The sequence below is a fragment of the Psychromarinibacter halotolerans genome (assembly GCF_029168315.1).
GTDB lineage: Bacteria > Pseudomonadota > Alphaproteobacteria > Rhodobacterales > Rhodobacteraceae > Psychromarinibacter > Psychromarinibacter halotolerans.
On the sequence record NZ_JARGYD010000006.1, the window covers coordinates 1 to 19,689 of the forward strand.

21 protein-coding genes are annotated in these 19,689 nt (G+C 64.3%); 11 read left to right on the forward strand and 10 right to left on the reverse strand.

Annotation, left to right across the window (positions count from 1 at the left end; all coding sequences use genetic code 11):
• The first annotated feature begins 54 nt into the window (after positions 1-54).
• Both P1K30_RS15235 and P1K30_RS15240 read left to right on the forward strand, forming a co-directional pair.
• Positions 55-744 carry a TRAP transporter small permease gene (locus P1K30_RS15235; protein ID WP_275633619.1) on the forward strand — a complete coding sequence of 230 codons (690 nt, stop codon included), beginning with the start codon at positions 55-57 and terminating at the stop codon, positions 742-744.
• A 4-nt stretch (positions 745-748) separates the two neighbouring features.
• Positions 749-2,218, forward strand: coding sequence for a TRAP transporter large permease (locus P1K30_RS15240; RefSeq protein WP_275633620.1), 1,470 nt, complete (start codon positions 749-751; stop codon positions 2,216-2,218).
• Between the two features lie 71 nt (positions 2,219-2,289).
• Here P1K30_RS15240 and mmsB read toward each other — a convergent pair whose 3' ends face one another.
• The 6 genes from mmsB to P1K30_RS15270 all read right to left on the reverse strand — a co-directional run bounded on the left by mmsB (position 2,290) and on the right by P1K30_RS15270 (position 9,412).
• Positions 2,290-3,165, reverse strand: coding sequence for a 3-hydroxyisobutyrate dehydrogenase (mmsB, locus tag P1K30_RS15245; RefSeq protein ID WP_275633621.1), 876 nt, complete (start codon positions 3,163-3,165; stop codon positions 2,290-2,292).
• On the reverse strand, positions 3,162-4,181 hold the full coding sequence (locus P1K30_RS15250; protein ID WP_275633622.1) for an enoyl-CoA hydratase/isomerase family protein: 1,020 nt from the start codon (positions 4,179-4,181) through the stop codon (positions 3,162-3,164). The genes mmsB and P1K30_RS15250 overlap by 4 nt, the downstream gene beginning before the upstream one ends.
• A complete protein-coding gene (locus P1K30_RS15255; protein ID WP_275633623.1) occupies positions 4,178-5,323 on the reverse strand; it encodes an acyl-CoA dehydrogenase family protein in 1,146 nt (381 codons plus the stop codon). Before P1K30_RS15255 ends, P1K30_RS15250 begins: the two co-directional genes overlap by 4 nt.
• Before the next feature lie 105 nt (positions 5,324-5,428).
• On the reverse strand, positions 5,429-6,556 hold the full coding sequence (locus tag P1K30_RS15260) for a carboxylate-amine ligase (RefSeq protein ID WP_275633624.1): 1,128 nt from the start codon (positions 6,554-6,556) through the stop codon (positions 5,429-5,431).
• Positions 6,557-7,416: 860 nt separating this feature from the next.
• Positions 7,417-7,836: a hypothetical protein gene (locus tag P1K30_RS15265; RefSeq protein ID WP_275633625.1), complete on the reverse strand. Its 420-nt coding sequence runs from the start codon at positions 7,834-7,836 to the stop codon at positions 7,417-7,419.
• Between the two features lie 76 nt (positions 7,837-7,912).
• Positions 7,913-9,412: a CoA-acylating methylmalonate-semialdehyde dehydrogenase gene (locus P1K30_RS15270; RefSeq protein ID WP_275633626.1), complete on the reverse strand. Its 1,500-nt coding sequence runs from the start codon at positions 9,410-9,412 to the stop codon at positions 7,913-7,915.
• Positions 9,413-9,533: 121 nt separating this feature from the next.
• Here P1K30_RS15270 and P1K30_RS15275 point away from each other — a divergent pair, with 121 nt between their 5' ends.
• The 8 genes from P1K30_RS15275 (at position 9,534) to P1K30_RS15310 (ending at position 16,381) form a co-directional block, all read left to right on the forward strand.
• Complete coding sequence (locus P1K30_RS15275) at positions 9,534-10,433, forward strand: LysR family transcriptional regulator (RefSeq protein ID WP_275633627.1); 900 nt, start codon at positions 9,534-9,536, stop codon at positions 10,431-10,433.
• A gap of 71 nt (positions 10,434-10,504) precedes the next feature.
• The gene (locus P1K30_RS15280) at positions 10,505-10,939 is read left to right on the forward strand and encodes a CBS domain-containing protein (protein WP_275633628.1); all 435 of its coding nucleotides are present in this window, start codon (positions 10,505-10,507) and stop codon (positions 10,937-10,939) included.
• 137 nt (positions 10,940-11,076) lie between these two features.
• Positions 11,077-11,577: a pantetheine-phosphate adenylyltransferase gene (gene coaD / locus P1K30_RS15285; protein ID WP_275633629.1), complete on the forward strand. Its 501-nt coding sequence runs from the start codon at positions 11,077-11,079 to the stop codon at positions 11,575-11,577.
• A 143-nt stretch (positions 11,578-11,720) separates the two neighbouring features.
• Positions 11,721-12,590, forward strand: coding sequence for a dihydrodipicolinate synthase family protein (locus tag P1K30_RS15290; RefSeq protein WP_275633630.1), 870 nt, complete (start codon positions 11,721-11,723; stop codon positions 12,588-12,590).
• A complete protein-coding gene (locus P1K30_RS15295; RefSeq protein WP_275633631.1) occupies positions 12,583-13,236 on the forward strand; it encodes a GntR family transcriptional regulator in 654 nt (217 codons plus the stop codon). Before P1K30_RS15290 ends, P1K30_RS15295 begins: the two co-directional genes overlap by 8 nt.
• 71 nt (positions 13,237-13,307) lie before the next feature.
• Positions 13,308-14,303 (forward strand): TRAP transporter substrate-binding protein DctP, encoded by a 996-nt coding sequence (dctP, locus tag P1K30_RS15300; protein WP_275633632.1) that lies wholly within the window; start codon positions 13,308-13,310, stop codon positions 14,301-14,303.
• A gap of 225 nt (positions 14,304-14,528) precedes the next feature.
• On the forward strand, positions 14,529-15,086 hold the full coding sequence (locus P1K30_RS15305; RefSeq protein ID WP_275633633.1) for a TRAP transporter small permease: 558 nt from the start codon (positions 14,529-14,531) through the stop codon (positions 15,084-15,086).
• Positions 15,086-16,381: a TRAP transporter large permease gene (locus P1K30_RS15310; protein ID WP_275633634.1), complete on the forward strand. Its 1,296-nt coding sequence runs from the start codon at positions 15,086-15,088 to the stop codon at positions 16,379-16,381. The genes P1K30_RS15305 and P1K30_RS15310 overlap by 1 nt, the downstream gene beginning before the upstream one ends.
• Before the next feature lie 191 nt (positions 16,382-16,572).
• On the opposite strand, the gene P1K30_RS15315 is transcribed toward P1K30_RS15310, so the two are convergent.
• A complete protein-coding gene (locus tag P1K30_RS15315; RefSeq protein ID WP_275633635.1) occupies positions 16,573-17,193 on the reverse strand; it encodes a hypothetical protein in 621 nt (206 codons plus the stop codon).
• A 186-nt stretch (positions 17,194-17,379) separates the two neighbouring features.
• Here P1K30_RS15315 and P1K30_RS15320 point away from each other — a divergent pair, with 186 nt between their 5' ends.
• Positions 17,380-17,844 carry a MarR family winged helix-turn-helix transcriptional regulator gene (locus P1K30_RS15320; protein WP_275633636.1) on the forward strand — a complete coding sequence of 155 codons (465 nt, stop codon included), beginning with the start codon at positions 17,380-17,382 and terminating at the stop codon, positions 17,842-17,844.
• 156 nt (positions 17,845-18,000) lie between these two features.
• Here P1K30_RS15320 and P1K30_RS15325 read toward each other — a convergent pair whose 3' ends face one another.
• The 3 genes from P1K30_RS15325 to P1K30_RS15335 all read right to left on the reverse strand — a co-directional run bounded on the left by P1K30_RS15325 (position 18,001) and on the right by P1K30_RS15335 (position 19,628).
• Positions 18,001-18,159 carry a hypothetical protein gene (locus P1K30_RS15325; protein WP_275633637.1) on the reverse strand — a complete coding sequence of 53 codons (159 nt, stop codon included), beginning with the start codon at positions 18,157-18,159 and terminating at the stop codon, positions 18,001-18,003.
• 211 nt (positions 18,160-18,370) lie between these two features.
• Positions 18,371-19,372: a type I glyceraldehyde-3-phosphate dehydrogenase gene (gene gap / locus P1K30_RS15330; protein WP_275633638.1), complete on the reverse strand. Its 1,002-nt coding sequence runs from the start codon at positions 19,370-19,372 to the stop codon at positions 18,371-18,373.
• Between the two features lie 112 nt (positions 19,373-19,484).
• Positions 19,485-19,628, reverse strand: a complete 144-nt coding sequence (locus P1K30_RS15335; protein WP_275633639.1) for a hypothetical protein — start codon at positions 19,626-19,628, stop codon at positions 19,485-19,487.
• Positions 19,629-19,689 lie beyond the last annotated feature (61 nt).

A 19,689-nucleotide genomic window follows, 5' to 3' on the forward strand; every position in this document is an offset into this window, starting at 1 on the left:
CATCGCGTCCGGGCCGCGCCCCTTTTCTTTCGTTCACAGTGGGAGGGGGCAGCCATGAGCGGCCATTCCGGGTATCGCGCCCGCAGCGCGTTCGGGCGTTTCATTAACACTCTCGAGGAAACCGCGATCGCCGTCCTGCTGGGACTGATGACGCTGGTGACCTTCGTCAACGTGGTCCTGCGTTATGTCTTCGGCGACTCGCTGATCTGGGGTCTAGAAGTTACGCTGATCCTGTTCGCGTGGCTTGTGCTGTTCGGTATCAGCTATGGCTTCAAGATCACCGCGCATCTTGGCGTCGACGCCGTGACCAGCCTGTTTCCGCCCAAGGGGCGCAAGGTGCTGGCCCTGATCGCCGCCGCCTGCTGCCTTGCCTATGCTTTCCTGCTTCTGAAGGGCGCATGGGACTACTGGGCGCCGTTCGCGGCCCTGCAGCCGACCGAGGGCCGCTGGTTCCCGATGGGCTTCACCGAGGGCGTGCGCGACCGCGCATTTTACATGACCGATCAGGTCCCGATGCTGGGCATTTTCCGCTGGCTTGAGGACGCGATCAACTATGGCGACAGCTATGACAAGCTGCCGCGCGTCATCCCCTACATCATCCTGCCGCTGGGCGCCGCGCTGATCCTGTTCCGCGTGATACAGGCCACCATCGGGCTGTTCACCGGGCAGCGCGAGTCGCTGATCGTCAGCCACGAGGCCGAAGACGCGGTCGACGCGGCTGCCGCCAAGGCCGAGAAGGACTGAACCAATGGAAGTCTTCCTGCTTTTTGTCATGGTCGTGGGCCTGTTGCTGATCGGTGTGCCGATCGCCGTGTCGCTCGGCCTGTCGTCGATGGTCTTCCTGCTGGTCTATTCCGACACCTCGCTCGCCTCGATCGCGCAGTCGCTGTACCAGGCGATGGCCGGTCACTACACGCTGCTGGCGATCCCGTTCTTCGTGCTGGCCTCGTCCTTCATGTCGACGGGCGGCGTGGCGCGGCGGATCATCCGGTTCTCTATCGCCTGCGTCGGGCACATGCGCGGCGGCCTTGCCATCGCGGGCGTATTCGCCTGTATGCTGTTCGCGGCGCTGTCGGGTTCGTCGCCCGCGACCGTGGTCGCCATCGGGTCCATCGTCATCGCGGCGATGAAACAGCAGGGCTACACCAAGGAATTCGCCGCCGGTGTGATCTGTAACGCGGGTACGCTGGGCATCCTGATCCCGCCGTCCATCGTGATGGTCGTCTACGCCTCGGCCACCGACGTGTCGGTCGGCCGGATGTTCCTTGCCGGTGTGATCCCGGGTCTGCTGGCGGGTCTGATGCTGATGGTCACCATCTACGTGATGGCGGTGATCCGCGGCATGCCCAAGGGCAACTGGGCCGGCTGGGGCGAGGTCGGCAGCGCGTTCCGCGACGCCTTCTGGGGGCTGATGCTGATCGTCATCATCATGGTCGGGATCTACGGCATCCCCGGCGTGACCGGCGCGATCTTCACCCCGACCGAAGCCGCCGCCGTGGCATCCGTCTATGCCTTCATCATCGCGATGTTCGTTTACCGCGACATCGGCCCGCTGGCGGCGAAGGATCACGAGGCGACGTCGTCCGACTACCTTGAACCGGGCAGCCACGCGCTGAACGCGGCCGCGACGCCGGACATCGCCATCCCGCGCAAGTCCAACCTGTTGCAAAAGCCTTGGGCGCTGGTCACGGCCTTCTTCCACAAGGACACGAAGGACACCCTGTTCGAGGCTGGCAAGCTGACGATCATGCTGATGTTCATCATCGCCAACGCGCTGATCCTGAAGCACGTCCTAACCGACGAGCAGATCCCGCAGCAGATCGCGTCCTCGATGATCTCGGCAGGGTTCGGGCCGATCATGTTCCTTGTGATCGTGAACGTCATCCTGCTGATCGGCGGCCAGTTCATGGAACCGTCGGGCCTGATCGTCATCGTCGCACCGCTGGTGTTCCCGATTGCGATCGAGCTTGGCATCGACCCGATCCATCTGGGGATCATCATGGTCGTGAACATGGAGATCGGCATGATCACTCCGCCGGTCGGCCTGAACCTGTTCGTCACCTCGGGTGTCGCGGGCATGCCGATGATGCGGGTGGTGAAGGCCGCGCTGCCGTTCCTCGCCGTGCTGTTCGTGTTCCTGATCCTTGTGACCTACGTGCCGTTCCTGTCGACATGGCTGCCAACCAGCCTGATGGGACCAGAGATCATCACGAACTGATCCGGGGGATCACCCGGCATGCTTCGACGCGGCGCCCTGGAAACGGGGCGCCGCGTTTTCTTTGCGGAGGGTCAGGCGGGACGGCGGCGGCTTTCGAAGCGGGGCAGCATCGCCGAGAAGTCCTTGCCCGCGCCGTCCTCGTGCTCGACGAAATCGGCGTACAGTTCCATCGCGCGGTGCCCCATCGGGGTGTCGGCGTCCACCGCTTCGGCCGCCTGCTGGGACAGGCGCAGGTCCTTCAGCATGAGGTCGGCGGCGAAGCCGGGGGCATAGCCGTTGTCGGCGGGGCTTTGCGGCCCGATGCCGGGGGCCGGGCAATAGGCGTTCATCGTCCAGCTGTAGCCCGACGAGGTCGAGACGACGTCGAACATCGCCTGCCGGTCGAGGCCCAGCTTGTCGGCCAGCGCGAAGGCTTCGCAGGTGGCGACCATCGTCGCGCCGAGGATCATGTTGTTGCAGATCTTCGCCGCCTGTCCGTTGCCCGACGGGCCGCAGTGCACGGCCTTCTGACCCATGATGTCGAACAGCGGTTTGGCCGTCGTGAACGCCTCTTCGCCGCCGCCGACCATGAAGGTCAGCGTGCCTGCCACTGCACCGCCTGTGCCGCCCGAGACGGGCGCATCCAGCGGGCCGATGCCGCGGGCCGTCGCCTGCTCTGCCACCGCGCGGGCGCTGTCCACGTCGACGGTCGAGCAATCGAGGAAGACCGCGCCGTCGTCCATCGCGGGCAGGATCTCCTCCGCCACTGCGCGCAGGATATCGCCGTTGGGCAGCATGGTGATGACCACCTCTGCCCCCTTGGCCGCCTCGGCCGCCGACCCGGCCTGCGCCACGCCCGCGGGCATCGGCGCGGCCACGTCGAAGCCCGTCACATCGTGCCCCGCCGCGACAAGGTTCGCCGCCATCGGCGCGCCCATGTTGCCCAGACCGATGAAGCCGATCTTCATGCCCATTCCTCCCATTTCAGCCGGTCCTCGCCCAGCGGCGCCAGCATCGCCGCGACCTCCTCGTCGCTCACCGCACCGGGTGCGTGCTTCCACGTCGGGGTGCGGTCCTTGTCGATCAATGCCGCGCGCACGCCTTCAAGGAAATCGCCACGTTCCATCGACCGCGCGGTAAAGCGGTACTCCAGCTCCAGCGCCTCGGGGACAGAGGGCTGTTCGTCGCGCATCCTGCGCACCAGCGCCAGCGTGCAGGCCATCGACAGAGGAGACCCGGCGCGCAGTGCCTGCGCCGCGCGGTCGTCGGTCACGCAATTCAAGGCCTGCGCCACGTCGCCCGAGAAGCAATCCTCGACCCAATCGGCGCCCGCCAAAGGTGCCTCGGGCGCGGCCTCTGCCGCCTTGGCCACCACACCCGGATCGCCGTCGCGGCACAGCGCCGCCTTCAGCGCGTCCCATGCATCCGCCGGCACGAAATGATCCGCAAAGCCGCAGTGGATCGCATCCCCCGGCCCCATCCGGTGCCCGGTCAGCCCCATGAACTCGCCCAGCCGCCCCGGCGCCCGCGACAGCAGCAGCGAGCCGCCCACGTCCGGCACCAGCCCGATGGCACATTCCGGCATCGCGATCTTCGCGCTTTCGCAGACCACCCGGTGCGCCACGTGACAGCCGATGCCCACGCCGCCGCCCATAACGAAGCCATGCAGGAAGGACACCACCGGCTTGGCATAGGTCGCGACCTTCGCGTTCATACGGTATTCGTCGCGCCAGAAGGTGCGGGCGTAGTCGTAGTCTCCCGCCTTGCCACGCTGGTACAGCTCGGCCACGTCACCGCCGGCGCAAAAGGCCTTCTCTCCCTCGGCTTCAAGGATCACCAGCGCCACGCGGTCGTCGTCCTGCCAGTCGATCAGCGCCTGTTCGATCGCCATCGCCATGTCATAGCTCAACGCGTTCAGCGCCTTGGGGCGGGTCAGCGTGATCCGCCCTGCGACGCCGTCGATCCGTGTGGTGATCTCGCTCATGCCCGCTCCGCCAGCAATGCCCGCGCCACGATAAGGCGCATGATCTCGTTGGTGCCTTCGAGGATTTGGTGCACTCGCAAATCGCGGACGATCTTCTCGATCCCGTAGTCGGCCAGATAACCGTAGCCGCCGTGCAATTGCAGGCACTGGTCTGCGATGCGGCTGCCGGCCTCGGTCACGAATTTCTTCGCCATCGCGCAGAACTTGGTCGCGTCCGGGGCGCCGGTGTCCAGCTTCCACGCCGCCTGCCGCAGGAAGGTGCGGGCGGCCTGCAGTTCGATCTCCATGTCGGCAAGGCGGAATTGCAGCGCCTGAAACTGGTCGATGGTGCGCCCGAAGGCCTGCCGCTCGCGCATGTAGGACAGCGTGGCGTCCAGCGCGGCCTGTGCGGCCCCCAGCGAGCAGGCCGAGATGTTCAGCCGCCCGCCGTCCAGCCCCGCCATCGCATAGGCAAAACCGCGGCCTTCTTCGCCCAGCAGGTTGGCCGCGGGCACGTCGCAGTCGTCGAACTGCACCTGCGCGGTGGGCTGCGATTTCCAACCCATCTTGCGTTCGGGGGCGCCGAAGCCAAGGCCGGGGGTGCCGTCCTCGATCACGATGGCCGAGATGCCCTTGGGCCCCTTCGCCCCGGTGCGCACCATGCTGAGATACAGGTCTGAATAGCCGCCGCCCGAGATGAACGCCTTGGCGCCGTTCAGGCGAAAGCCTTCGTTCGTCCGGTCCGCCCGCGTCCGAAGCGCGGCGGCGTCCGAGCCGGACCCGGGTTCCGTCAGGCAGTACGAGCAGACCGTCTGCATCGTCACCATGTCCGGCAACAGCCGCGCCTTCAGGTCGTCCGAGCCGTATTTCTCGACCATCGCGGCGCACATGTTGTGGATCGACAGGAACGCCGCGACCGATGCGCAGGACCGGCTGAGCGCCTCGAACACCAGCGTCGCGTCCAGCCGCGACAGGCCGGTGCCGCCGTTGTCCTCGGACACGTAAAGCCCGCCAAAGCCAAGCTCTGCCAGCTTGGGCCACAGGTCGCGCGGGATGGTGCCGTCTTCCTCCCACTGGGCCGCGTTGGGTGCGATGTGCTCTTCTCCGAAGGCGCGCGCCATGTCGAAGATCGCTGTCTGTTCCTCGGTCAGTGCAAAATCCATCCGCTCCTCCCCAGCGCACAGGATAGGTCTGGTGTCCGACAGTGGGCGCTGTTTTGCAAGAGTCCTGCGGTCGCAGTCACGCGCCGGTGGCGATTGCAAAGCGGCCTAAAGGTCGGCGGTGAACTCTTCGGCCATCGCGGCGATCACCGCCTTCATCGCGCGTGCTTCGTCGCCGTGGATCTCTAGTTCCGCCGACCGGATCGCGCGCTGGCGGTCGGCGCCGTTGCCAAGCTCGACGATCCCGTGCGCGGCCTCTAGCTCTGGCAGGCAGGACAGCGCCTCGGCGTCTTCGGCCAGAAGCTCGATGAATTCTCCGATCAGTTCGGCATAGGGCACGACCTCGCCCCGGCCGAAGTCGATCAGACCTTCGGCCATGCCGTACCGCTGGGCGCGCCAGCGGTTTTCGCCCACAAGGAAGCGGTCATAGATCCGCCACCGCTGGTTGCGGTTTCGCAGCCGCCACAGCATCCGCATCGTCGCTTGGGTCAGCGCCGCGATGGTCAGCGCGTGTTCCAGCCGTGGAGAGTTGTCGCAGACCCGCGATTCAAGCGTCGGAAAGCGGCAGGACGGGCGCAGGTCCCACCAGATCTTGGTCGCGTCCTCGATGGCGCCGGTGCGGACGATGGCATCGACCGACCGCTGGTATTCCCCGAAGCTGGAAAAGCGCGGGGGCAGGCCGGTGCGGGGCAGGTTGTCGAAGATGGTCAGCCGATAGCTCGACAGCCCGGTATCCTCGCCGCGCCAGAACGGCGACGAGCAGCTAAGCGCCAGCAGGTGCGGCAGGAAGTACGACGCTTGGTTCATCAGGTCGATGCGCAGTTCGTCGTCCTCGATCCCGACGTGGACGTGCATCCCCGAGATCAGCAGCCGCCGCGCGACGCCGGCAAGGTCGTGTTCCAGAAGGTTGTAGCGTTCCTTGTCGGTGTGCTGCTGCTTGCGCCATTCGGCGGTGGGGTGGCACGAGATCGCCAGCGGCGACAGCCCGTAGCGCCCGGCAACCTCTGCCACGGTTCCGCGCAGGCGGCGCAGATCCTCGCGCGCTTCTGCGATGGTGGCGCAGACGCCGGTGCCGATTTCGACCTGACAGCGCAGGAACTCGGGAGAGACCTTGCCGCCAAGCGCGTCGCTGCAATCCTGCATAAGCTCTGGCGGGGCGTCGGCCAGTTCGAGGGTTTCACTGTCGACGAGAAGGTACTCCTCCTCGATTCCAATGGTGAAACTGGGATCGCTCATGAAATTCTCCCGCCCGTAGCGGAAGTTAAGCAGACAGGGACAATCCGCGCAAGCGTCGGCGGCTGTCGCCGGATACCCCTCAAGCGCACAACCTTAGCGCGTGTGACCTAAGGGGATATATCGCGTTTTTCGAAGAAAGGCGCCGGTTTTGACCCAATCCGGCCACGATCCGCCTGCACTTTGATCAAGAGTAAGCGGTAGAGTTGAAAGACCATGCAGACCATCCACGATATCTCTTCCAAGTTCGGGAGCATTGCCTGCCGCATTGTGCCCGACGGGTACCGTGTGCGCGAGGTTGCCCACTTTCACCGCAACAACATCCGGGCCGAGATCTCGCTGCGGATGGCGGGCGTGACGCTGATGCTGACCGCAACCATCGCGTGGAACTATGGCCCGCTGGCCTCTAGCGATGTCGGGTCGGTGTTTCGCGGGATTGCCGCCTGTTCGATCCTGAGCGCCGGGCTTTTGTGCTTCGTCGCCGCGCGCCGGGGCTTCCGCAAGGAACTGCAGCTTGATCTGAAACGCCGCCTTCTTGTCCTTGGCCGCGTCAGCTCCAGCGAGCGGCAGCAGACCGTCGCAAATGTTCCGTTGGAAGACATCGAAAGCCTGTACGTGCGTCGCCCCGAAGCGGGCGAGATCGGATCGACGCTGATGCTGCGCACCGCGGATACCGAGATGGCGCTGATGCGCGGGCCGCAGGACGAGATGATCGCGCTGCACCGTCAGCTGGCACGGGACATCGTGTCGACGATGGGCAGCCAGTCGCGCGATGCGTCCGCGCCGGTCGTCATGGAACGCAAGATCACACCGCGCCGCATTCAGACCGCGCCGCGCGACTACGGAACGATGACCGTGGTCGATCAGACGGCGCGCTTCGTCAGCTCTTCCAGAGAAGCGACGCCCAGACCCAGCACGCTAAGCACCTCTGCTTCGTCCTCTAGGATGATGGGCACCACCGATGCGCCGACGTCGTCCCAAGACCGCATGATGAGACGCCCGACCTCTTTGGATGGTCCGGTCGGCGTGTAATAGACCAACAGCGTTTCGGGGCCGGGCATGAAGGCGTCCGCCTTGTGCGCCTGAAGTTCGAACAGCTTGGCGTAGTTCTTTTCGTACCCGGTCAGGTCGGACAGATCGACCAGCTGTTTTTGTCCCGGCCGGAAGGCGGGATCGGCTAGGTAACGTGCGATCGCGGCAAAGCTTTCGTCGATGACTCCGAAGCCGGAATACCGGACGTGCACCAGACCGAGATCCTTGTAGATCTTGTATGTCACAGGCATGGCAGTTGCCCTGGCAGAAACAGCATCACCCGGCCGCAGCGACCGGGTGACGCGTCTTGTAACATCTAAAGAGACGTTACTCCATCGCTTTGAAATTAAACTCGCCGCCTTCCTTGATGCCCGAGAACCAGCGCGCGGTGACCGTCTTGGTCTTGGTGTAGAACCGGAAGGCGTCGGGGCCGTACTGGTTCAGGTCGCCGAAGGCCGATTTCTTCCAGCCGCCGAAGGTGTGGTAGGACAGCGGGACCGGGATCGGGAAGTTGATGCCGACCATGCCCACGTTGACGCGGTGCGCGAAATCACGGGCGGTGTCGCCGTCTGCGGTGAAGATCGCGGTGCCGTTGCCGTAGGGGTTGTCCATCGTCAGCTTTAGGGCTTCCTCGTAGCTGTCGGTGCGCACCTGGCTTAGGACGGGGCCGAAGATCTCTTCCTTGTAGATGTCCATGTCCGGGGTGACGTTGTCGAACATCGACGGGCCGACGAAATAGCCGTTCTCGTAACCCTGCAGGGTGAAGTCCCGGCCATCGACCACAAGATCGGCGCCCTGCGCCACGCCCGAGTCGATCAGACCAAGGATGCGGTCCTTGGCGGCCTGCGTGATCACCGGGCCATAGTCCACGTCGTCGCCCGCGGTGTAGGGGCCCACTTTCAGCTTCTCGATGCGCGGCATCAGCTTCTCGACCAGCGTGTCGGCGGTTTCCTTGCCGACGGGCACCGCGACCGAGATCGCCATGCAGCGTTCGCCCGCCGCGCCGAACCCGGCGCCGACCAGCGCGTCCGCCGCTTTGTCCATGTCGGCGTCGGGCATGATGATCATGTGGTTCTTGGCGCCGCCGAAGCACTGGGCGCGCTTGCCGTTGGTCGCCGCGCGGCCATAGATGTACTGCGCGATCGGGGTCGAGCCGACAAAGCCTACGCCCGCGACCGTCTCGTTATCAAGGATCGCGTCAACGACTTCCTTGTCGCCGTTCACCACCTGCAGCACGCCGTCGGGCAGCCCGGCCTCTTTCAGCAGTTCCGCAAGGCGCAGCGAGGTCGAGGGGCAGCGTTCGGACGGCTTCAGGATCATCGCGTTGCCGCAGGTCAGGGCCGGGGCCAGCTTCCACAGCGGAATCATCGCGGGGAAGTTGAAGGGCGTGATACCTGCAACCACGCCCAGCGGTTGGCGCATGGAATACAGGTCGATGCCGGGGCCGCCGGCGTCGGTGTATTCCCCTTTCAGCAGCGACGGCCCGCCCATGCAGACCTCGACCACTTCCAGCCCGCGCTGCACGTCGCCGCGCCCGTCGGGCAGGGTCTTGCCGTGCTCGCGGCTGACGAGTTCGGCCAGTTCGTCCATGTGCTCGTTGATCAGCGCGCCGAACTTCATCATCACCCGCGCGCGGCGCTGCGGGTTGGTGTCGCCCCATGCGACCTGCGCCTCGGCGGCGCGGGCGACGGCGGCGTTCAGTTCCTCGACGGTGGCCAGCGGCACCTTGGCCTGAACCTCGCCCGTGGCGGGGTTGTAGACATCGGTGAAGCGGCCGGACGTACCTTTGACGTGCTTGCCGTCGATCCAGTGGGTGAGTTCCTGCATGTCATCTCCTCCAGGAAGGGGCGAGCGCGCCCGGTGTTGGTCGCGCGGAGCTTAGTCTTGCAGAAAACCCGCGAAAAGGGGGAGTATGCCAAAAGCGTTTTGCAGAATTGCAGGTACTGGCATGGATATTCACTGGGACGATTTGCGCGTCTTCCTTGCGGTCGCGCGGTCCGAAAGCCTGAGTGGAGCCGGACGACTGCTGCGGATCGACCCCGCCACCGTGGGGCGCCGGATGCAGCGGCTAGAGCAGGGCGTGGGCGCGCCGCTGTTCGCCAAATCGCCGCAGGGATACGCGCTGACGGTCGACGGGCAACGCCTGATGGACCATGCCGAGCGGGCAGAGCAGGCTGTGACCGGCGCGGTCGAAGAGATCGGCGGGCAGGCGGGCCAGTTGACCGGGCAGGTCCGGATCGGCGCGCCGGATGGCTGTGCGAACTTCCTGCTGCCGCAGGTGTGCGCCGAACTTTCGCGAAACAATCCTTTGCTAGACATCCAGATTGTTGCGCTTCCGAGGGTGGTGAACCTGTCCAAGCGCGAAGCGGACATGGCGATCACGGTCAGCGCACCGGCCACCGGGCGGCTGACGGTGCAGAAGATCACCGACTACCGGCTGCATCTTGCCGCTTCGGCCGATTACCTCGGCAACGGAGCGCCGCTGGGCGATCTGCGCGATCTGCGGGACCACCGGGTTATCGGCTACATCCCCGACATGATCTACGACAAGGAACTGGATTACCTTGCCGAAGCCGGGATCGACAGGGTGGCAATGGCCTCGAACTCGGTGGTCGTGCAGCTTCATATGATCAGGCAGGGCGGGGGGATCGGCATCGTGCACGACTTCGCGCTGCCCTTCGCGCCAGAGCTTGAGAAGGTGCTGCCCGACAGTTTCGGGCTGACGCGCAGCTTCTACCTGATCCGCCATCCCGACGACCGCCGCGTCGAACGGTTGAACCGGGTGGCCGAGGCCGTGGTGGCCGGATTGCGCGCAGAGGTCGCACGGCTGGAAGACAGCGCAGCTTGACAGGTGGCGCCAGCATCGTGACGCTGGGGAAGAGAAGTCCAGAGTAGCCTTGCGTTCGGGAGGAGCCGTCCATGCTGGTGCACCAGATCCTTCAATCCAAACATTCGTCGGACGTGTTCACGATCCCGCCGGAGACACCTGTGTCGAAGGCGGCAGAGACCATGTCGCAGATGAAGATCGGTGCGCTTGTCGTGTCATCCGACGGGCAGGTGCCGCTGGGCATCCTGTCAGAACGCGACATCGTGCGGGAACTGGGAAAACGCGGACCCGCCTGCATGGAGGACCGGGTCGAGCAGATGATGACCAGCAAACTGGTGACCTGCACCCGGGCCGAAACAACGGACGGGGTTCTGACGAAAATGACCGATGGCCGGTTCCGCCACATGCCGGTGATGGACGGCGAGATGATGGTCGGTCTGATTTCGATCGGGGACGTGGTCAAGGCTCGACTGTCCGAGCTTTCGATGGAAAAAGAAGCCCTTGAAGGCATGATCATGGGCCACTGAGGCCGCGGGAGTCGGCCACGCCCAAGGTGTCCCGACGGCACCGCAAGCGCCCGACCAGTGCACGACGCCTGCGTGCTTCCTCTTGCAAAACCGCGCGCAATATTGTTGCGTGCGCGCGGATCAAGGGGGGAACCTGAATGCGCATCGGTTTGTACGCCGGAACCTTCGACCCGCTCACGCTGGGGCATATCGACATCATCCAGCGCGCGGCCAAGCTGGTGGACAGGCTGGTGATCGGCGTCGCGATCAACCGCGACAAGGGGCCTTTGTTCTCGCTCGACGAGCGCGTCGCGATGATCGAGCCCGAGGTCGAACCGCTGCGGGCCGACGGCTGCGAGATCGTGGTGCACCCTTTCGAAAACCTGCTGATTGACTGCGCCCGCGATGTCGGCGCTTCGGTCATCATCCGGGGTCTTCGGGCCGTTTCCGACTTTGAATACGAATACCAGATGGTCGGGATGAACCGGGCGCTGGATGACAGCGTCGAGACCATGTTCCTGATGGCAGAGGCCCGCTATCAGGCTATCGCGTCGAAGCTGGTGAAGGAAATCGCGCGGCTGGACGGCGACGTTTCCAAGTTCGTGACGCCGTCGGTGCGCGATGCGCTTTACGTCAGGCTCAAGGATCCAAAGGACTGATTCCGCAAGACATTCCCGTTCCGGTGGTTTCGCGGCCTTAATAAATTTTCTGACATGATGGTAACATGTCAGTTGATTTGGCCCGACACAGACCTCTATACCCGCTGAACGCGGCGCCGAATCTGCCGTGCCAGGAGGAACTCATGTCCAAGATCGGAATTTCCGTGGCGATGCTGTCGCCGTTCGACGATGCAGGTGCGCTTGACACGGGCCGGCTTGCCGCCCACGCCGTCAACCTGCTGAAAGCCGGCGTTCACGGCGTCACGCTGTACGGAACCACGGGGGAAGGGCCCTCGATCAACGCCCAAGAGCGCGCGCAGGGCCTGTCCGCCGTGCTGGACGCCGGCGTTCCCGCCAATGTCGTTACGCTTGGCATCTACGCGAACTCGGTCGCCGATGCCGTGGCGCAGATCAAGCAGGGCTATTCCGCCGGCATCCGCAGCTTCCTTGTGCCGCCGCCGTTCTATTTCCCGCAGACGTCGGACGACGGCCTGTTCGCTTGGTTCTCGGAACTGATCGAAGCGACCGACGCGGACGCCGACATCATCCTGTATCACATCCCGCAGGTCACCAATGTGCCGCTGTCGGCCAACCTTGTCGGGCGCCTGCTGAAGGCCTACCCGGACCGCATCCGCGCGGTGAAGGACAGCTCGGCCAACTGGCCCACGACCGAAGCCTTCATGGGCGTCGAAGGTCTGCCGGTGCTGGTCGGCGACGAACGGCTTCTGCACCGCGCCGTGGCGCTGGGCGGCGTCGGGTCGATCTGCGGCTGCTCGAACCTGTACCCCGAGCGGCTTGTGAAGATTTTCGAGACCGCCGAGGAAGATGTCGAACTGAACCGCATCATCACCGCCATCGTGTCGCTTCCCGTCATGCCGGCGCTGAAGGCGCTGATGGAACAGGCCACGGGCGACGCCGCGTGGGGCCGTCTGCGCGCACCGCTGGAACCGCTGACCGCTGAACAGGCCGAGGGCCTGCTGAAGACGGTCGCAGCGGAGCCGGTCGATGGCTAACGCCGAGCCGCATCTGCGGGATCACGCCTATACCAGCTTTACGCGGAAGCTTCTGGACCGGGACATCGAACCCGGCCAGATCGTTTCGCAGCGCGAGCTGGTGGCGCTGACCGGGATGCCCCTTGGCGCCATCCGCGAGATGATCCCGCGGCTGGAGGCGGACGGCCTGATCGAGACCGTCCCCAAGCGTGGCCTGAAGGTTCTGAGCATCGACCTGAACCTGATCCGCAACGCGTTCCAGCTGCGGCGCATCATCGAGCGCGAGGCCTTCGAGCAGTTCTGCGACGAGGGCAAGGACGACGAGATCGAGAAGATGGTCGAAGACCATCGCTCGATCCGCGAAGAGGCGCTGAAGGGGGTCGACGCAGACCTGCTGGCGCGGGCCCAGCATATGGACTGGGCCTTTCACGATCACGTCATTGACGCGCTGGGAAACGAGCTGATTTCAAGCGTCCACCGCGTAAATGCGATAAAGATCAGGCTGATCCGGAACGCCGACACCCGGATGCTGCCCGAGCTGGTGGTCTCGGTGCTCGACGAGCACTTGGCTGTCATCTATGCCTTGCAGGCCCGGAATCGGGCCCGCACGGTGTCGGCGATCCATGCGCATATCGACAGCGCGAAACGACGGGCTCTGAGCCTTTAAGCGCTTGGACCCAAAAGCAGAAGCGGATCGGGGCTTACACCGGCCGCACAAGGGAGAAGAGGAGGAGACCCATGTCCCTTAAGATCACTCGCCGCGCGTTCGCCGCGCTCACCGCCGTCGCTCTGGCCATGCCGGCCGTCGCGCAGGACAAGTTCACCCTGCGGATGTCGACCCCGGCGTCGGAAACCGACCAGCGCACCATTTCGCTGGCCGAAGTCTTCGGTCCGGCCGTGTCCGAGTTCGCGGATTACGAACCGCACTACAACGCCTCGCTGATCGCGCAGGGGTCCGAACTGGAAGCCATCGCGACCGGCGACCTCGAGATGTCGATCGCGTCGGCGCAGGAACTGGCGACGTTCTTCCCCGAGTTCTCGATCTTCGCGACGGGCTATGTCCACCAGTCGGCCGAGCACCAGGTTGCCGTGTTCAACGACCCGCTGATGGAGCCGTTCAAGCAGACCGTCGAAGACGAGCTGGGCATCAAGCTGCTGGCCGTCATGTACCTTGGCAAGCGCCACGTGAACCTGCGCCAGACCAAGGACGAGCTGACGGTCACCACCCCCGAGGATCTGGCGGGCGTGAACCTGCGGATGCCGGGCACCGACGCATGGCAGTTCCTGGGTGCGGCGCTGGGTGCGAACCCGACCCCGATGGCCTTCACCGAGGTCTACACCGCGCTGCAGACCGGCTCGGTTGACGGTCAGGACAACCCGCTGCCGACCGTGGTCGATGCGAAGTTCTACGAAGTTACGAACCAGGTCGCCCTGACCGCGCACCTTGTCGACCTGAACTACATCGCCTTCTCGAAGGCGGTCTGGGACGAGATGACCCCGGAACAGCAGGAAGCGACCGAAGCCGCTGCCATCGCAGCCGCCGACGCCGCGCGTGAGATCCAGCTTCAGAAGGAAGCCGACCTGGTGTCGTTCCTGGAAGAGCAGGGGCTGGAAATCTACGAGCCCGACCTCGCGGCCTTCCGCAGCCACGTTCAGGAACAGTACACCGGCAGCCAGTACGCAGAAGCATGGCCCGAAGGTGTTCTGGAAGCGATCAACGCTCTGGGCGAATAATGATCCGCGTTGCGGGGGGACAAGCCTCCGACGGTGACGGTGTCCGCACCAGCGCCTGACGGCCGACCGCCCGCAACCTGACCCCACCCAACGGAGCGGGGGCGCCCCGGTGCCCCCGCTTTCCTGCCCTAAATCGGGCAAGGGACAACCCTGACCGCATGTGTCGCGGGCCCATCGCTCGGGCCGGGGCACGCCACGGCCAGACAGCCGAGAGAGACCTGCACGATGCGCCAGACCCTGCACATCCTGCGCCGCGTGGCGGACGGCATAGCCGGCCTCATGATGGCGGCGATGTTCGCGACCTTCATCATACAGATCGTCGTTCGTTATTCCGCGCGCCTGTCATGGGTGCCCGAGACATTCCCCTTCCTTGCGCCGTCGAACTACGGCTGGACGCTGGAATTCTGTCTGTTGCTGTGGGTGATGCTGATCTTCTTCGGCAACGCCTTCGTGGTGCGCGACCGCGACCACGTCACGTTTGACATCATCTACAACACCGTGCGCCCCAACGTGCGCCGGGTCTTCGCGATCGTCGGCGGGCTTGCGCTGTGCGTGGCGCTGGTCCTGTCGATCGAACCCACGTGGGACCGGTTCGCAATCCTGCGCCTGAAACGCACGGCCACGCTGTCGCAGGTCTTCGGTGACTGGATCCGGATGCGCGACATCTATTCGGTCTACATCCTGTTCCTCGTCGCCGTGTCGCTGCGCTATGCGTGGTACGTCGTGCAGGCCTTCCGCAAGGCCCCCGAGGTCGAAACGCACCTGCCGGAGGGACAGGAATAATGACGATCGAGTTCCTCCTGTGCCTTGGCGCGCTGTTCTTCCTTGCCGGGATCGGCATCCCGATCGCCTACGCGATCCTTGTGTCCTCGATCGTGTACCTGTTTGCCGCCGGCGAAAGCATCGGCGTGGCGGGCAAGGTGCTGATGGACGGGCTGTACCAGTCGTTCATCCTGCTGGCGGTTCCGCTGTTCATCGTCGCCGCCGGTATCATGAACGCCGGCACCATCAGCGACCGTCTGCTGCGCTTCTGCATCGCGCTGGTGGGCCGGTTCCGGGGCGGCATGGGCCATGTGAACGTCGTGGCCTCGCTGATCTTCTCGGGCATGTCCGGGTCGGCCGTGGCCGACGCGGCGGGCATCGGCAAGATCATCATCGAGATGATGACCAAGACGGGCCATTACACCCGTGGCTATGCCGCCGCGATCACCGCGGCCTCGGCCACCATCGGCCCGATCATCCCGCCGTCGATCCCGATGGTTCTGTACGCGCTCGTGTCCAATACCTCGATCGGCTACCTGTTCCTTGGCGGCATCTTCCCGGGTCTGCTGATGGGCGTCGTGCTGATGGCGGTGAACTGGTGGATCTCGTGGCGGCGCGACTTCGCGCTGGACGAGCCCGTGCCGCTGACCGACTTGCCGCGCCTGACCGTGCGCGCTTTCCCGGCGCTGCTGATGCCCGCGATCCTGCTGTACGGCATCTATGGCGGCGTCACCACGCCGACCGAGGCGGCCGCCGTCGCGGCGTTCTACGCGCTGGTGCTGGCGGGGGTGTTCTATCGCTCGATCAGCCTGAAGGCGCTGGGGCAGATCATGGTCGAATCCGCCCGGTCCTCGGCCGCCATCGGTCTGGTCATCGGCGGCGCGCTGATCCTGAACTACATCGTGGCGTCCGAGAACATTCCCAGCATGCTGGCCGAGCACATGGTCGGTCTGGACGTGCATCCGCTGGTGTTCCTGCTGGGCGTGAACGTGCTGCTGCTGCTGCTGGGCTGCCTGCTGGACGCGACGACGATCATCCTTGTGATCATCCCGCTGTTCCTGCCGACCTGCCGTGAACTGGGCATCGACCTTGTGCACTTCGGTGTGGTCGCGGTGGTAAACTGCATGATCGGCCTGATCACGCCGCCCTACGGCGTGCTGCTGTTCGTCATCAACGCGGTGACCCGCATCCCGCTGACCGAGATCATCCGCGAGATCTGGCTGTTCCTGTTCGTGCTGCTGGCTGCGCTGATGGCGATGATCCTGTTCCCGGGCATCGTGCTGTGGCTGCCGCGGCTGTTCGGCTACGCAGGGTAGGGCGCTTATCATCGCGCCGGAAGAAAGGCCCGTCCCCGGAAGGGGGCGGGCCTTTGTCGTGCGTGATGAAGGTTGAGGCGGCGGATAACCCTGCCATTTCACTAAGTGGTGCAGGTGACTGCCTGAATGAAAAAAGCTCAGCGATCGTCGCCAGTCCGCAGCGCCGCAAGGCGTATAGGCGGCAGCCTCTCTTAATGTGATTGGGAACGGATCATCTCCAACACGGCCTGTGCATCGGGGATGTAATCGAAGGTAACAATCGAAGTGGTCCGATCCCGTAGAATAGAGTGCCCTGGATGAGACAGCCCAAGACCGAATGGCTGGACTTGATCATCGGAAAGCAACGTTCCGATTTGCAAGGATGGATATGGGCGGGTCGCGATGAGCGAGTAAGGGTATGTCCCGGAGTGCGGGCACGAAACGATGTATACCCGCACTCCTGCCCGCCAGTTTCTTCCACGCCGGCAGATGATAGCGCGGCTGTCGGTGACGAAGTAAACGAGGTTACGGAGGACATATTGACGTTGGCTGGCTAATGATACCGACAGTCCGAGGAACGCGAGGGTGAGTGCGCCATAGATCCAGATCGCTTCCGTGCGCCCGAACTGCGCCTCATGATCAATGAAAATCAACGTGCTCCACATCACGATGACACCGACAAGCGCAGCAATGTGAATTGTCCGCTCATCTCCGACCGCCTCTAGGAAACGTCGCCCGTATCCCGGCAAACCGGACCAAATCAAGTGCTCGTTGGGTTCAAGGATTTCATCAAGCTCGACGTGATCGAGGCTGGATACTTTAATGCTCTGCATCCGACCACAGATACTCTGGGCATCACGTTAACACTATCGTCTTGGTGCAGGTACAGGCTCAAAGCGGTCGCGTGTTGCGCCGTCCGGGGTGCCACGACCTGCATAGCCCGTCCCCGGAAGGGGGCGGGCCTTTGTCGCGGCTGGGGCGGTTGAAGCTATGGTTGATGTCAACATATGATCCCCGGGATGAGGGATGATCTGCCATATGCCGCGACGCTTGAAGTACGGGACCGGTGCCTGTGTCTGCATGTGCAGCGGGCGGCGCGGGCTTTGGCGCGGCGCTTTGACGAGGCGCTGCGGCCCTTTGGCCTGACCAACGGCCAGTTTTCGTTGCTGATGTCGCTGAACCGGCCAGAGCCGCCGCGCATCTCGGACCTTGTCGAGTTGCTGGCGATGGACCGCACCACCCTGACGGCGGCGCTGAAACCGCTGACGCGGCGCGGGCTAGTCGAGGTGCGGCGGGACGAAAAGGACGCCCGCAGCCGGCGCCTGTTGCTGAGCGCCGAGGGCGAGGCGGTGCTGGCGCAGGCGCTGCCGGTCTGGCGCGCCACGCACGAAGAGGTCGACGCGCTTCTGGCGTCGCCGGACAAGGTCGAGGATTTGCGGCAGGATCTGAACGCCATAAGCCGCACGGGCGCGGAAAGCGCCTGACGTGCGGCTTGCAACGTATCGTATCTTGGGAAGGTCCTAATCGACCGTGGCGTCTTGCGCCGCCGGGACCAGAGGGTACGGGCCCTAAGGCGGACCCGTTACCAGTGCTCGGTCGTCATCCGAAGTGCCGGGATTCTCCCGCCACCTGGCAAGCTATTAGCCGTAGACGGCTTCGCGAGCGATGCGGCGTGCGTCTTCCGGGAAGATGCCGAGGTCCAGCGCGACGTCGCGCGGCAGGGATTCGATTTCGGCCACGGTGCGGTTGTAGAGCTTGCGCTTTTCACGGGCGACGCGGAAGTTGTCGAGGAAGGTCATTTCCGTCTCCAGGGTTTGTCTTTTCGATGACCCCTATTTGGACCCGGTGTTAGCGCTGCACAATCCGGCGTTTGTGCAGGTTCGCTATGCATTTTCTGCAACGCAGCAAAATCCGTTAATTCCGAATTAGGATGCTGTTAACAAAAGAAAAGGGCGCCGGGAGTGTCCCGACGCCCCGAAGGTAGCTATGCGCGGTTGCGCTACCAGGCCCTTAGATCAGCTTGCCCATCGCGACGGCGGTGTCGCTCATGCGGTTCGAGAAGCCCCACTCGTTGTCGTACCACGTCAGGATGCGGCACATGGTGCCTTCCATGACCTTGGTCTGATCGGTGTGGAACACCGACGAGTGCGGGTCGTGGTTGAAGTCGGTCGAAACCAGTTTCTCATCCGTGTAGCCCAGCACGCCCTTCAGCGGGCCATCGGCGGCGGCGCGGATCTTGTCGTTGATCTCTTCCACGGTGGTGTCGCGGGCGGCCTCGAAGGTCAGGTCGACGACCGACACGTTCGGGGTCGGCACGCGGATCGCGACGCCGTCCAGCTTGCCGTTCAGTTCGGGCAGCACAAGACCCACGGCCTTGGCGGCACCGGTCGAGGTCGGGATCATCGACAGCGCGGCGGCGCGGGCGCGGTACAGATCCTTGTGCATCGTGTCCAGCGTGGGCTGGTCGCCGGTGTAGCTGTGGATCGTGGTCATGAAACCTTTGACGATGCCGATCTCGTCGTTCAGCACCTTCACCACCGGCGACAGGCAGTTGGTGGTGCAGGACGCGTTCGACACGATGATGTCGTCGGCGGTCAGCTGGTCGTGGTTCACGCCGTAGACGATGGTCTTGTCGGCGTCGGTACCGGGGGCGGAGATCAGAACGCGCTTGGCGCCGGTTTCCAGATGCGGCTGGCACTTTTCCTTCGAGGTGAAGATGCCGGTGCATTCCATGATGATGTCCACGTCGCCCCACGGCAGTTCAGCCGGGTTGCGGATCGCGGTGACCTTCATCGGGCCACGGCCGACGTCGATGGTGTCCTCGCTGGTGGTGACGGTCGCGGGGAACCGGCCGTGCACGCTGTCATAGCGAAGGAGGTGTGCGTTGGTCTCGACCGGGCCGAGGTCGTTGATCGCGACCACCTCGATATCGGTGCGGCCCGACTCGATGATCGCGCGCAGGACGTTGCGCCCGATCCGACCAAATCCGTTGATTGCAACTTTCACGGCCATGCTGGGATCTCCTTCCGGTTTCCGTGGTCACGCGGCAGGCCGGTAAATGCGGCCCGCGTCACGGGTTTTGAATGGGTTTTTGCGGCAAAGGTCAACCTAGGCCGGCGCACTGTTAGCGCCAGAAGGCGAGCCATTCGACGAATTCCAGCCCCTTGCGGCCCAGAAAGACCGTCATCGCCCAGTCCATTTGCAGGCCGTCATACGCAAAGAAGGCGACAAGCAGCAGTCCAAGAACGATGGCGATGGTGTTGGTCAACGGTCGCCGCTCCTCCGGGGACACATGGGCACTGCCGAGGTGATAGGGCGGAACGGGCGCG